Origin of the sequence: Dietzia psychralcaliphila (assembly GCF_003096095.1) — a bacterium.
Taxonomy (GTDB): domain Bacteria; phylum Actinomycetota; class Actinomycetes; order Mycobacteriales; family Mycobacteriaceae; genus Dietzia; species Dietzia psychralcaliphila.
In genome coordinates this window covers 3,865,992-3,878,247 of record NZ_CP015453.1, presented here as the reverse complement: position 1 = coordinate 3,878,247, position 12,256 = coordinate 3,865,992, and the positions used below count along the sequence as shown (strand labels likewise).

The following is a 12,256-nucleotide window of genomic DNA, read 5'->3' as shown; positions in this document are numbered from 1 at the left end:
CTCCTCTCGTCGACGTGAAGCGGTTCCGGGCGGCCATGGCGTCCGGCCGGGGCCGGGCACCACACTCTATCCACAGGCTCCGACCCAGGTCTACTGAGGTATCCACATGGTTGTCCACAGCTGTGGAAGGTAGACCGCTCCCGTCGTGACGGGCCCGGTCTTCAATCAATAAGGGTGGATGTGCTGCGTCGTGATTACGTTAGGCTGCCCGGGTGGGGCTCGATGATGAAAGACCGTAACAACACCGTGAACTAGTGGGCAACCCTCAAGATCAACTGGAGGGCGGATGTCAAGCATCCGCGATCCCGGCGTGTTGCTGTGGCCTGCGCGGTGGTGCCCGTGGTGCGAATGTGATTACACGGTTTGGTGGCGGGGGCTCCGTGCGCGTAATCTTGAGCAGTCTGTCGCGCGCCCGTGAGGTGCGCGGCGCGTCGTGGTACCGCCCGTCAGTGGTGTTTCGACGACACAGGAACTCGACCGGGCGCACGAGCGGCGCCTACTTCACGTGAGGAGCCAATCATGGCCAAGGGCAAGCGGACTTTCCAGCCGAACAACCGTCGTCGTGCCAAGGTGCACGGCTTCCGTCTGCGGATGCGCACGCGCGCCGGCCGCGGCATCGTCGGCGCACGTCGCCGCAAGGGCCGCGCTTCGTTGACGGCCTGACCCGGGCCGGGGTGGCGAGTGCTTCCCAGGACCCACCGGCTCCACCGTTCCGCTGATTTCGCGGAGGTGGTCCGGAAGGGTGCCAGGAAGGGCCGCCGGACGATGGTCGTACACGCCCACGTGGACTCTTCGGAGATCCGCGTGGGCGGTCCTCGTTTCGGCCTGGTCGTCAGCAAAGCCGTCGGTGATTCGGTGACTCGCCACCGCGTCAGCCGGCGGCTTCGTCACATCGCGTCCGGGCTGGTGGCGGAACTCGACCCCGACCTACTCGTGGTGGTGAGGGCCAACCCGGCATCGGCGTCGGCCGCTCACGCGGATCTGGTGCACGACATGAGGACCGGTCTGGCCACTGCCGTGGCGCGCGCCCGCGAGGCACGGTCATGAGCGAGGGCCGTCACGGCCCGGTGGCCCGGATCCTTCTGTGGATGCTCGACTTCTACCAGAAGGGCATCTCACCACTGACCCCACCGAGTTGCCGCTTCGAACCCACCTGCAGTAGCTACGCTGTCGAGGCCGTTCGCGTGCACGGCGCCTGGTACGGGACCTGGCTCTCCGTGTGGCGGCTACTGAGGTGTGGCCCCTGGACACCCGGCGGCTGGGATCCGGTCCCCGAGCCCCGCGCCCCCGACTACTCCGCGGATCATCCGCACGAGCATCCCGACAATTCCGAACGAAGCTAGGACTCAACCACCGATGTCGTTCATCACCGACCCTCTGGTCTATTACCCGATCTCCGGGATCCTCTGGTTCTGGCACAAGATCTTCGCGTTCCTCGGCGGCTTCCTGCCCTGGGTGGACTCGCCCGACTCCAGTGGGGCCATCTGGGCGCTGTCCGTGATCTTCCTGGTGGTGACCCTTCGTATCCTGCTGTTCTGGCCGGCGGCCAAACAGATCCGCTTCTCCCGCAAGATGCAAGAGATGCAGCCGCGGATGAAGGAGCTGCAGAAGCGGTACAAGAACGATCGCGAGAAACTCGCTACCGAGACCCGCAAGCTCCAGAAGTCGGAGGGGTTCAACCCGGTCCTCGGCTGTCTGCCGATGTTCATCCAGATCCCGGTCTTCCTGGGTCTGTTCCATGTGCTCCGGTCGTTCAACCGCATGGGCAACAACTTCGGCGCGCTCGGGATGACGGCGGAGGAGACGCGGAACACCGGCAACTACGTGTTCAACGCGGACGAGGTGCAGAGCTTCCTCGACGCCCGGTTGTTCGGCGCTCCCCTCTCCTCGTTCATCTCCCAGCCCATCGACCAGTTCCAGGCCTTCGTCGATCCCGGTGCCGCGCTGGACTTCGAGCGCTGGAACATCATCCTGGTCGCCATCCCGCTGATGATCGTCTCGGCGGTCACCACTCACCTCAACGCGCGGATCTCGCTGTCGCGCCAGTCCCCCGAAGCGGCGGCCAACCCGCAGGCCAAGATCATGAACCAGTTGATGCTGTGGGCCTTCCCCATCGGTATCCTGGTGACCGGCGCGTTCTGGCCCATGGCGATCCTCGTCTACATGGTCACCAACAACCTGTGGACCCTCGGCCAGCAGTACTACCTGTTCGAGAAGATGGCCAAGGAGGACGACGTCGCCGCCCTGAAGCGACGCGAGGAGCAGAAGTCCCTGGCGCCGAAGGTCGGTGTGAAGCCGGTCAAGCCGAAGAAGGTCCGGGGCGTCGCGACGGGTACCGCGGTGGCATCCGAAGATTCGGTCGCGGGTGGCCCGTCGGATCTCGACGACGACGAGGCGGTCGTCGCGCCGGGGGTCGTCCCGACGCCTTCGCCGGGGTCCGCACCCCGGCCGGGTCAGAGACCTCAGCAGCCCGGTGGTCAACGCACGCGGCCGGCTCAGAAGAGCGGTGGCGGCAGCAGTAAGAGCAAGAAGAAGAAACGGAAGCGCTGACCGCTGGTCAGTGAGACCACCGACAAGGTCCCCGATGCTCCGGCATCGGGGACCTTGTCCCATACTTGGGGGAAGTATTCGTCGGCCCACACGGGCGCGGCGGTCGGCGGTGATGACGGAGGCAGATCCATGTCGAAGAAGAACATCGAGGTGTCGGAGGAGCGTCTTGTCGAGGAGGGCGAGGTGGCCGGAGACTATCTCGAGCAGCTCTTGGACATTCTGGACTTCGACGGAGATATCGATCTGGACGTTGAGGGCGATCGCGCGATCGTGAGCATCGATGGCAGTGAGGATCTGGATCGTCTGGTGGGCTCCGACGGGGCGGTTCTGGACGCCGTCCAGGAGCTGACCCGGTTGGCTGTCCAGCAGGAGCTCGGCGAACGTAGTCGGCTGATGCTGGACATCTCGGGGTGGCGTGCTGCCAAGCGTGAGGCGTTGACCGAAGCCGGAAGAGTTGCGGCCCAGCGAGTTCTCGAGTCGGGTGAGTCCGAGGAGCTGGAGCCGATGACCCCCTTCGAGCGGAAAGTCATCCACGACGCGATAGCGGAGATCGAGGGAGTGTCCTCGGATTCGACCGGAGTCGAGCCCAATCGGAGGGTCGTCGTTCTTCCGGACTGACGGACCCGGTCCGTTTCAGGCGAGCGAGATGTGCAGGGGCGCGGGCATGGAGCTCGCGCCCCTGCGTTGTGTGATCGAGGTTGTGTGATCGAGGTGTCGCGCTGGCGACATGACTTACAGCGGTGTGATTCGACCGATGTTTCACGTGAAACAAGAGACGGTATGTCCCGGAAAGGGTTGTTGGAGAGATGGACGAGGACACGCGAAACAAAACGACACGTGACGCTGCCGATCAGTCGGTCCCGGAGCACCGCGTAGCAGACACGGAAGTTGCGTCACCGGAAGAGGCGACCCCGGTACCACCGAGTGGCGCGGGGTCCGTCTTCGGCGATCGCCTGGACCTCGCGATCAGATACGTGGAGACCCTTGCGACCGCTGGTCTGGAGCGAGGGTTGATGGGCCCACGCGAGCGTCCGCGGCTCTGGGATCGACACGTTCTCAACAGTGCTGCAGCGGCCGGCGAGTTCGCTGATGGTGAGACGGTGGTGGACATCGGCAGCGGCGCGGGACTGCCGGGCGTCCCGTTGGCTCTGGCTCGTCCTGATCTCGCGGTGACTCTGGTCGAACCGCTTCTCCGTCGCGCGACCTTCCTGCAGGAGGTGGTCGATGCGCTCGAACTCGATATCCGGGTGATCCGAGGCCGAGCAGAGGAGAAGGATGTCATCGCGAAAGCCGGTGGCGCTGACGTCGTGACATCCCGCGCAGTCGCGCCGCTGTCCAAGCTCGCCGGTTGGTCGGCTCCCCTGCTCAGACCAGGCGGCCGGATGATCGCGCTCAAGGGCGCCTCCGCAGCCGATGAGGTTGACCGGGATGCGCGGGCTCTCCGCAGGCTGGGTTTCGAGGACGTATGCGTGCAGATCGTGTCCGCCCCGGATGCGGAGGAGACGAGGCTGGTTATCGCGACTCTCGCGACTAGAGTGGGTACCCGTGGCTCACGCTCTCGCGCAGGCGGCCCCCGGCATCGTTGATGTCTGTCGGGATCGCACCCGGCGATGTCGGTTTCACGTGAAACACTGACGCCGGAGGCATCGAGGACGATGCACCGGGTTGCTCCAACAGGTAGTTGAAAGGTGACGGATGTCCGAAGACGAGACCCCGATCTTCGCCGCCGCACGGCAGGCGAACGAGGTACTCCATGGTGGCGCGCCCGCTTTGCCCAGGCCCTCGCATCCCCGAATCATCACCATCGCCAACCAGAAGGGCGGGGTGGGTAAGACCACTTCGACGGTCAACCTGGCAGCGGCCCTGGCGCTCGGCGGTCTGGGCGTCCTGGTGATCGACATGGACCCCCAGGGCAATGCGAGCACCGCTCTGGGGGTCGACCATCGCGAGGGTACTCCGTCGAGTTACGAGCTCCTGATGTGGGAACACGCGGTCGAGGACCTGATGCAGAGCAGCCCTCATGCCGAGCGCCTGTTCTGTATCCCAGCGACAATCGATCTTGCAGGTTCAGAGATCGAGTTGGTCGGTCTCGAGCATCGAGAGCACCGGCTCGCTGAGGTCATCAACAGCGACGACCTGGTGTCGCTGGGCATCGACTACGTTCTGATCGACTGCCCTCCCTCACTGGGACTGCTCACCGTGAATGCGATGGTTGCCGCCAGCGAAGTGTTGATCCCCATCCAGTGCGAGTACTACGCCCTCGAGGGCGTCGGACAGCTGCTTCGGAACGTCGAGCTGATCCAGCAGCATCTCAACACGTCACTGGAGATCTCCACCATCATGCTGACGATGTACGACGGTCGGACCAAGCTCGCCGAGCAGGTCGCCGGCGAGGTCCGCACTCACTTTGGTGACACCGTGCTCCGTACGGTCATCCCGCGAAGTGTGAAGGTCTCAGAGGCGCCCGGGTACGGCATGACGATCCTGCAATACGATGCTGGATCTCGAGGCGCGCTCGCCTACCTGGACGCGGCCAAGGAACTCAATAGCCGGGCAGACCGGCTCGCGGCGATAGCCGGGTCCGGCAGCGCAGCATCCGGCGCGGAGGAGAATCGATGAGTCAGCAACGCAAGGGCGGGCTCGGGCGAGGCCTCGCGGCGCTCATCCCGACGGGGCCGGATGAGGGACCACGCCTGGGTAGTGATGCCGCGGACGTGATCTTGGGTCCACGTGGCGGCGGGCCCAGAACCACTCCCCCACGTCCACGATCCGCCGGTGGAAGTGCGTCGGTCGGAGGCACCGGATCCCCCGGCGATTCCGGTCGGGTTCAGGGTCACACTGGTGTGAACGACAGAGGCGTGAACGAGAGAGGTGTGAAAGATGCGGCTGCGAATGATGCGGGTGCGCATCACGCAGATGTTTCACGTGAAACCGACGAACTAGTCGATCCCGGCGCGGTCTACCGTGAGATCCCCCCCTCGGCAATCGAGCCGAACCCCAAGCAGCCGCGGACGCACTTCGACGAAGAGGCGCTCGCCGAACTGGCGCACTCGGTCAAAGAGTTCGGCCTCCTCCAACCGATCGTGGTTCGTGAGATCGCCGATGGCCGGTATCAGCTCATCATGGGCGAGCGGCGCTGGCGTGCGAGCCAGCGGGCCGAGCTCACGGCGGTCCCGGCGATCGTGCGTCAGACCGAGGACCAGGATCTCCTGCGGGATGCGCTCCTCGAGAACATCCATCGAGTCCAACTCAATCCACTCGAAGAGGCGGCGGCGTACCAGCAGCTTCTCGAGGAGTTCGACGTGACGCAGTCCGAACTGGCCGCGCGCATCGGTCGATCACGTCCGGCTATCACCAACAGCATCCGACTGCTCCAATTGCCGACCGCGGTCCAACGGCGGGTGGCCGCCGGCGTGTTGTCCGCTGGTCATGCCCGGGCGCTTCTGGGACTCGAGGCCGGGGCGCCCGCGCAGGACGAGCTCGCCGCCCGGATCGTGGCGGAAGGTCTGTCGGTCCGGGCTACGGAGGAGATCGTCACCCTGGCGAACCGGGACGGCGCGGGTTCGACCCCCAAGCCCTCCCCTGCCCCGAAGGGGCGTCAACGGAATCCGGAGCTCGATGCTGTCGCGGGACGGTTGTCCGATCGATTCGACACCTCGGTGTCCGTGACGATGGGACGCCGCAAGGGTCGGATCACCATCGACGTGGGCGACACGGAAGACCTGCAGCGGGTTCTGACACTGCTCGAGGGCGGGTCGCCCGGAACGTCACGATGATCTCGATCCGCCCGCTCGACCTCTTCGCCGTGGACCAGCTCGGGCCCCGGGCTCGAAAGTGCGTGTACTGGCAGACCGACGGTCAGGCCGGGCAGGCTGCGCCGGGAGATCCCGAGTTCGAGAAAGAGGCCTGGATCTCCCATGTGTCCCTGGAATGGGGCGTGTGTGGTCAGATCGCCAGATACGGGGACCGCTCGACGGGCGCGGCGTTCTACGCGCCCCCCGGGATGGTTCCTCGTGCCGCGTGCTTCCCGACATCTCCGGTGGGATCGGACGCCATCCTGCTCGCCGGGATGAGCATCGAGCACGGCGCGCCCGCCGGAGCGCTCACGTCCTTGCTCGACGCCGTGGTGCTGGATCTCCGCAGGCGCGGTATCAAGGCTATCGAGGCGTTCGGGGTGACGTCCGGGCATACCGGGGAAGTAATGTCACGTGACACGTGCGGATCGGACTCGTGCATCGCGACGACCGGCTTCCTCATCGAACACGGCTTCACCGTGGTGGCCGAGCACGAGACTCACCCGCGTCTGCGACTCGATATCGAGAGTGAACACCTCTGGAAGGCAGACGTGGAGAGGGCGCTCGATCAGCTCTTCGCGGAGCGGGGATTCGCGACCCGAAAGCTGGGAGTGTTGTCCGGGGCGTCGGCCCGCAGCACGGTTGACACCCCCAGCGCAGGGAGTCAGTCCCGCTGACGCTGTTCGTAGTCGATCAGCTCGTTGACCGACATCGAACCGGTGGGATGATCGTCCTCGTCCAAGAGGTAGAGACGCTTCACCCCCACGAGGATGGAATCGATGATCGTGTCCTGCGCGGTCCGGTCCCCGAGGATCTGCACATCACGGGGATTGTAGGCGTAACCCAGGACGATCTGGATGGACGGCATACGGGTCATCCGGAGGAGTGGCCAACTCCGTCCGTGGGTACGACAGTCGCGGAGGTCGGTACGGCTGATGATCTCGCGCTGGATGAACCCCGACAGCGCCTCTCCGAGCATCGACTCCGCACCCAGGGAATTGCCGAAGTAGAACGTGGCGATGCCGTTGCCGACCGGGTTGGGATGCCGGTCCAGACGAAGCGAGATCATGAGATCGGCGTTGAACGCGTTGGCGATCTCCGCGCGCTCCGGGTCGGTGGGGATCATGGCCTCCGGCCGGGAGAGGAAGACCTCGACACCCGCCTGGTTCATCCGCTCGGACAGACGCCGGGTGATGTCCCACAACAACTCGGCGTCGGTAATGGTCCCGAGCGGGGTGTCCATGCGGATCGGGTTCTCCGAACCGCTGGGACCGGGGTCCAGGACGATCCGCTTCCCGGCGAGCATCGGGCCGGAGGTCCGTGCGCGCTCCCGCTCCACGAGGGAGGAGACGTCCCCGCCCTTGAACAGGGTCGAGAACCGGTTGAGCGTGTCCAGGGTCTCGGCGCCCACCACGCCGTCCGCGGGCAGCCCGCAGTCACTCTGGAAGTCGGTCGCGGCGACGTGGGTGAGGGGACCGAAGGTGCCGTCCACCAGACCCGCGTAGAAGCCGAGTTCCCCGAGCCGACGCTGGAACTGGGCTACATCGTCCCCGGCCATCGGCCGGGAGACGATGTAGCTGAGATCGCGGGTCCCGAGGACGTGGGTGGCGTCGTGTAGTGCGGCCTGGGTCGAGGGACCCACGATGCCGTCCGAGATCAGTCCACGGGCCTGCTGGAAGGCCAGGACGGCGGTCTCCAGGTCGGCGTCGAAGACCGCATCGGTACGAGCCAGAACGGACCCGGTCTGGGGTTCGGTGACCCCGACGGAATCGATGTTGTGTAGCAGGCCCATGCCCGCGAGGGTGGCCCGGATCGAGGCCACCTCGGGTCCACGGTCACCGCGTCGCCACGCCATGGTTCTCCTCCGCTCCACTCGACTGGGTACCCGGATGAACTTACCGCCTCCGGCGCGGACGTGCCCGGAGCGCACCCGAGTGGGGCGGGGGGTCTAGAGAACGTCGTCTAGCTCGGTACGCAGAGCGGCCTTGGACTTGGCACCCGTGATGCGCTTGACCGGCTTGCCCTCAGAGAACAGCAGCAGCGCCGGGATGGCGGTGATCTGGTACTCGGCGGCGAGCTCCTGGTTGGCCTCCACGTCGACCTTGGCAACGGTGAGTTTGTCGGACTCCGCCCCGGCGAGCTCGTCCAGGACGGGCGCCATCATGGTGCACGGGCGGCACCACGTGGCCCAGAAGTCCACCAGGACGGGCTTGGAGCCGCTGGCCGCGAGGACGGTCTCGGCGAAGTCGTCCTCGGTCACATCGATGATGTTGGGGGTGTTCACGGCCATTGTGGGTGGTCCTTTCGGGGAGAGGGGGTGAGCGTCCGGTGTCGGGCGTGTTCGGCGGGTGTCAGACCTGTTCGGCGAGCCAGCGCTCGGCGTCGATCGAGGCGGCGCAACCGGATCCGGCCGCGGTGATGGCCTGCCGGTATCGGTGGTCCACCAGATCTCCGCAGGCGAAGACGCCCGGGATCGAGGTCGCGGTGGTCTGACCGGTGAGCACGTACCCGTCCTCGTCGACCTCCACCTGGTCCCGCACCAGCTCGGAGCGGGGATCGTGGCCGATCGCGACGAACATCGCGGCGGTCTCGAGCTCGCTGGTCTCGCCCGTGACCGTATTGCGCAGGCTCAGGCGCTCGACGGAGCCGCTGGCTCCCGAGAGCACCTGGTCGACCGTGGTGTTGAGGACGAACGAGATCTTCTCGTTCTCCTTGGCCCGCTCGAGCATGATCTTGGAGGCGCGGAACTCCTCGCGTCGGTGCACGATGGTGACCGAGGAGCCGAACTTGGTGAGGAAGGTGGCCTCCTCCATGGCGGAGTCACCGCCGCCCACCACGACGATCGGCTTGTCGCGGAAGAAGAATCCGTCGCACGTCGCACAGGAACTCACGCCACGGCCGAGGTACTCCTGCTCTCCGGGGACGCCGAGATAGCGCGCTGCCGCGCCCATGGCGAGGATCACCGCGCGGGCGCGGTGCTCCTCCTCCCCCACCCGGACGATCTTGACCTCGCCGGCCAGGTCCATCGAGCTGACGTCCTCCATGCGGAGGTCCGCACCGAAGCGCTCGGCCTGCTCCCGCATCTGCATCATCAGGTCCGGGCCCATCATGCCCTCGGCGAATCCCGGGAAGTTCTCGACCTCTGTGGTGGTCATGAGCGCTCCGCCGAACTGGGAACCCTCGAACACCACCGGCTTGAGCTCGGCCCGAGCAGAGTAGATGGCGGCCGTGTAACCGGCCGGGCCGGATCCGACGATGATGACGTCGTGGAGGGTGTCGCTCATGGGTTCTTCGGGCTCCTTGGCGGGTGGGTTCATGTGGACCGGAAAGATCTGTGGATCTACTAAGGCGACAACACCCGGCGGGTCCGCGTTGTTCCCCGCGTCGTTCCCTCAGTCGGTGAGGGTGACTCCCTCGAGGAGCACGCTGAGCTTCGCGCGGCCGCGCGAGCACCGGCTCTTGATGGTGCCGGGTCGGGTGTTGAGCAGGTGGCACGCTTCGGCGACCGTGCAGCGCAGCATGTCCACGACGACGACCGCGTCGCGTTGGTCGGTGGGCAGTTCCGCCAGGGCCTCGGCGACGATGATGGCGTAGGCGGGGTCCTGATGGAAGTGATCCCGCAGCGAGATCTCCTCGTGCAGTCTGGGAGTGAGTTCCGAATGGGTGCGCAGGCGCTGGGCCCGCATCTTGTCCAGGCAGGCGTTGACCACGATGCGGTAGAGCCAACCCTGAACGGGGCAGGCGTGGCGGAAGGTGTCGGCCTTCCGGTACGCCGAGATGAGCGCGTCCTGCAGCGCCTCGGCGGCGTCGTCGCGGTTGAAGGAGGTGCGGATCGCCAGTCGCCACAGATAGTCGTAGTGGCGTCGGACGAGGGCGGAGAACGCGTCCTGGTCGCCGGCGATGTGCGCGTCGAGTAGTTCGACGTCCGTGAGCGGGGACCCGGCGGTGAGGGGGGACCCGGACGTGAGCGGGGAGCGTCCCATGACCGTGTCGCGGTCGTCGACGGCACTGGTGTTCACGGCCGTGACGTTAACGCGGCCCGCTCCGCCGTGGGGCTGTCACCTCGTGGCGCGGACCGGCGGCCCCTGGTCGACATTGACGTTGACGCTGACACCGAGGACGCCGACACCGACACCGACGCCAGGCGGGATCACCGGGTGAGCTCGACCTCGGTGATCGACGCGTCGTACGCCTCGGGCCCCGAGGCGCCCAGGCGGGTGATCCAGATGATCAGGTAGCGCGAGTCCTCGGGGTCGTCGATGGTCGCGGTCCCCGAGCCGTCGCGGATGGTCCCCTCGCCGAGCAGTGTGGTGTCGTCGAGCGAATCCGGCGAGGCACTGTCTGCGGCCCGGACCTCGAACTCCACGCCGTCGTCGTCCGAGTAGACCACGACCTGGCGGGCCTCCTGCTCGCCGTCGAGGGAGAACATCAGGCCCACACCGGGTTTGTAGGCGGCGCCGCTGTCGCCGAACTGGTTGCGGTAGGTGTCGGTGGACCACGAGGTCGACCGGTCCCCGTCGACGACATCGGGTGCGCTCGAGGAGTTCTCGGCCACGCCCGGCGACCCGGTGGGCTGCCAGGAGGTGACGTCCGAGACCGTGACGGGCGTGGACGGTGCCTCTCGGGTGGGCTCGGTCTCGGCCGCCTCGGGCTCGGGGGTCGCTGCGGAGCGGCTGGCCTGGGCGGCGCGCTCGATCGCGTCGAGTTGTTGTGACAACGGGGTCTCGTCGCCGCCGCCGGCGAGTGCGCCGAGCAGCCAGGCGGACAACAGCGCGATCACCACCACCGCCGCGGCGCTGGTCCCGGCCATGATCTGCCAGCGTCGCCTCAGGGTCTGCTCGTCCGGCTGCTCGTCCGTCCGGGTGTACGGCTGGTCGGACGACGCCGCGTGCGGTTCGGTGTGTGACGCCGGCGGCGTCACGGGCTCCCGCCCGTCGCGGTGGAGACCGGGCGTGGACCCCGGGTGAGCGGGGGACGGCGCTGTGGAGAACGGCGCTGTGGAGAACTGGGCTGTGGAGAACTGGGCGGCAGGGAATTGTGCTGTGGAGGACCGTGCTGTGGAGGAACCGGAGCGGGAGGACGCGTGGACCGGTCCGCCGACCCGCTCGTCGATCATCGCCCGGACCGTGGCGGCCGAGCTCACCGACGTCCCGTCGAGCGACCGCATGGCGAGCACGGCGGAGTCGGGTGGGACCCCGGTCCCGATGACGGTCGGGTCGAGTGGGGCCTCGTCGTCGTCCACCGGGGCGCCCTCGGGGCGTCCGTCCAGCGGCTCGTGGAGGTCCGACCCCTCGGGTAGCGGTCCGGGCCACTTTCCCGTGAGCAGGGTGTAGAGGACCACCCCGAGTCCGCGGACGTCACTTCGGGTGTCGGCGTCTCCTCCGACTCCGGGGAACGCCAACAGGGCGCGCCCGTCCTCGGTGACGCGGATCCGGTCCGGGGAATCCAACCCCAGGATCAGGCCGTGGTCGGCCGCGCGGGCGGCGGCGTCGGCGAGACCCCACATCGCGGCCACGGCCGAGTCGGGATCGGGGTCACCGACGGCCGCGGCGAGGCTGCGCCCGGGGACCCATTCGCTCACCACGATGCCGCCTGCGCGGCCGCGGATGACGTCCAGGACGCGGGCGAGGCCGTCGGCGTACACACGGGTCAGTGCCACGGTGCGGTCGAGGACACCGGTCGCGGATCCGGGGGGTTGTTCACCGGGTAGCGGGTCCACGAAGGTCAGGGCGACCTCGCGACCGAGACGCTTGTCCCGGGCCCGCCAGAAGGCCTGCCCGGCGACGCCGCCGTGTGGTTCGAGGAGTTCGTACCGCCCGCCCGAGACCAGTCCTCCGACGGTCAGTCGCGGAGGCGTCCACGGGGTGCCCTGTGCCGGAGCTCCGTTGCCATCGCCCACCCGTCGACCTCCT

The 12,256-nt window shown here is 67.1% G+C and carries 14 protein-coding genes; 9 read left to right on the top strand and 5 right to left on the bottom strand.

Features of this window, described 5'->3' with window-relative positions:
- The first annotated feature begins 519 nt into the window (after positions 1-519).
- The 9 genes from rpmH (at position 520) to A6048_RS17965 (ending at position 7,021) form a co-directional block, all read left to right on the top strand.
- On the top strand, positions 520-663 hold the full coding sequence (rpmH, locus tag A6048_RS18005) for a 50S ribosomal protein L34 (RefSeq protein WP_007629603.1): 144 nt from the start codon (positions 520-522) through the stop codon (positions 661-663).
- A gap of 18 nt (positions 664-681) precedes the next feature.
- Positions 682-1,047 (top strand): ribonuclease P protein component, encoded by a 366-nt coding sequence (rnpA, locus tag A6048_RS18000; protein WP_107747172.1) that lies wholly within the window; start codon positions 682-684, stop codon positions 1,045-1,047.
- The gene (yidD, locus tag A6048_RS17995; RefSeq protein ID WP_107747171.1) at positions 1,044-1,343 is read left to right on the top strand and encodes a membrane protein insertion efficiency factor YidD; all 300 of its coding nucleotides are present in this window, start codon (positions 1,044-1,046) and stop codon (positions 1,341-1,343) included. The genes rnpA and yidD overlap by 4 nt, the downstream gene beginning before the upstream one ends.
- Positions 1,344-1,356: 13 nt before the next feature.
- Positions 1,357-2,550 carry a membrane protein insertase YidC gene (gene yidC / locus A6048_RS17990; protein ID WP_107747170.1) on the top strand — a complete coding sequence of 398 codons (1,194 nt, stop codon included), beginning with the start codon at positions 1,357-1,359 and terminating at the stop codon, positions 2,548-2,550.
- A gap of 129 nt (positions 2,551-2,679) precedes the next feature.
- Complete coding sequence (locus A6048_RS17985; protein ID WP_107747169.1) at positions 2,680-3,168, top strand: Jag family protein; 489 nt, start codon at positions 2,680-2,682, stop codon at positions 3,166-3,168.
- Positions 3,169-3,356: 188 nt separating this feature from the next.
- Entirely contained in the window at positions 3,357-4,136 is a 780-nt protein-coding gene (gene rsmG / locus A6048_RS17980; RefSeq protein ID WP_107747168.1) for a 16S rRNA (guanine(527)-N(7))-methyltransferase RsmG, read from the top strand.
- A gap of 109 nt (positions 4,137-4,245) precedes the next feature.
- Complete coding sequence (locus tag A6048_RS17975) at positions 4,246-5,169, top strand: ParA family protein (RefSeq protein WP_107747167.1); 924 nt, start codon at positions 4,246-4,248, stop codon at positions 5,167-5,169.
- Complete coding sequence (locus A6048_RS17970; protein WP_107747166.1) at positions 5,166-6,326, top strand: ParB/RepB/Spo0J family partition protein; 1,161 nt, start codon at positions 5,166-5,168, stop codon at positions 6,324-6,326. The genes A6048_RS17975 and A6048_RS17970 overlap by 4 nt, the downstream gene beginning before the upstream one ends.
- Positions 6,323-7,021 (top strand): hypothetical protein, encoded by a 699-nt coding sequence (locus tag A6048_RS17965; RefSeq protein ID WP_107747165.1) that lies wholly within the window; start codon positions 6,323-6,325, stop codon positions 7,019-7,021. Before A6048_RS17970 ends, A6048_RS17965 begins: the two co-directional genes overlap by 4 nt.
- On the opposite strand, the gene A6048_RS17960 is transcribed toward A6048_RS17965, so the two are convergent.
- The 5 genes from A6048_RS17960 to A6048_RS17940 form a co-directional block, all read right to left on the bottom strand.
- The gene (locus A6048_RS17960; protein ID WP_107747164.1) at positions 7,009-8,199 is read right to left on the bottom strand and encodes an N-acetylmuramoyl-L-alanine amidase; all 1,191 of its coding nucleotides are present in this window, start codon (positions 8,197-8,199) and stop codon (positions 7,009-7,011) included. The two genes, A6048_RS17965 and A6048_RS17960, sit on opposite strands and share 13 nt — an antisense overlap.
- A gap of 93 nt (positions 8,200-8,292) precedes the next feature.
- The gene (gene trxA, locus A6048_RS17955; protein WP_107747163.1) at positions 8,293-8,634 is read right to left on the bottom strand and encodes a thioredoxin; all 342 of its coding nucleotides are present in this window, start codon (positions 8,632-8,634) and stop codon (positions 8,293-8,295) included.
- A 61-nt stretch (positions 8,635-8,695) separates the two neighbouring features.
- Complete coding sequence (gene trxB / locus A6048_RS17950) at positions 8,696-9,628, bottom strand: thioredoxin-disulfide reductase (protein WP_107747162.1); 933 nt, start codon at positions 9,626-9,628, stop codon at positions 8,696-8,698.
- Between the two features lie 108 nt (positions 9,629-9,736).
- Entirely contained in the window at positions 9,737-10,363 is a 627-nt protein-coding gene (gene sigM, locus A6048_RS17945; RefSeq protein WP_327495226.1) for an RNA polymerase sigma factor SigM, read from the bottom strand.
- Between the two features lie 131 nt (positions 10,364-10,494).
- Positions 10,495-12,243, bottom strand: coding sequence for a protein kinase family protein (locus tag A6048_RS17940; protein ID WP_107747161.1), 1,749 nt, complete (start codon positions 12,241-12,243; stop codon positions 10,495-10,497).
- Positions 12,244-12,256 lie beyond the last annotated feature (13 nt).

Excerpts from the sequence above, each read along its gene's own strand:
- A6048_RS17965 (WP_107747165.1), top strand. The coding sequence starts at position 6,323 with ATGATCTCGATCCGCCCGCTCGACCTCTTCGCCGTGGACCAGCTCGGG.
- yidC (WP_107747170.1), top strand. The coding sequence starts at position 1,357 with ATGTCGTTCATCACCGACCCTCTGGTCTATTACCCGATCTCCGGGATC.
- trxA (WP_107747163.1), bottom strand. The coding sequence starts at position 8,634 with ATGGCCGTGAACACCCCCAACATCATCGATGTGACCGAGGACGACTTC.
- rpmH (WP_007629603.1), top strand. The coding sequence starts at position 520 with ATGGCCAAGGGCAAGCGGACTTTCCAGCCGAACAACCGTCGTCGTGCC.
- rsmG (WP_107747168.1), top strand. The coding sequence starts at position 3,357 with ATGGACGAGGACACGCGAAACAAAACGACACGTGACGCTGCCGATCAG.
- trxB (WP_107747162.1), bottom strand. The coding sequence starts at position 9,628 with ATGAGCGACACCCTCCACGACGTCATCATCGTCGGATCCGGCCCGGCC.
- A6048_RS17970 (WP_107747166.1), top strand. The coding sequence starts at position 5,166 with ATGAGTCAGCAACGCAAGGGCGGGCTCGGGCGAGGCCTCGCGGCGCTC.
- A6048_RS17985 (WP_107747169.1), top strand. The coding sequence starts at position 2,680 with ATGTCGAAGAAGAACATCGAGGTGTCGGAGGAGCGTCTTGTCGAGGAG.
- A6048_RS17975 (WP_107747167.1), top strand. The coding sequence starts at position 4,246 with ATGTCCGAAGACGAGACCCCGATCTTCGCCGCCGCACGGCAGGCGAAC.
- yidD (WP_107747171.1), top strand. The coding sequence starts at position 1,044 with ATGAGCGAGGGCCGTCACGGCCCGGTGGCCCGGATCCTTCTGTGGATG.
- A6048_RS17960 (WP_107747164.1), bottom strand. The coding sequence starts at position 8,199 with ATGGCGTGGCGACGCGGTGACCGTGGACCCGAGGTGGCCTCGATCCGG.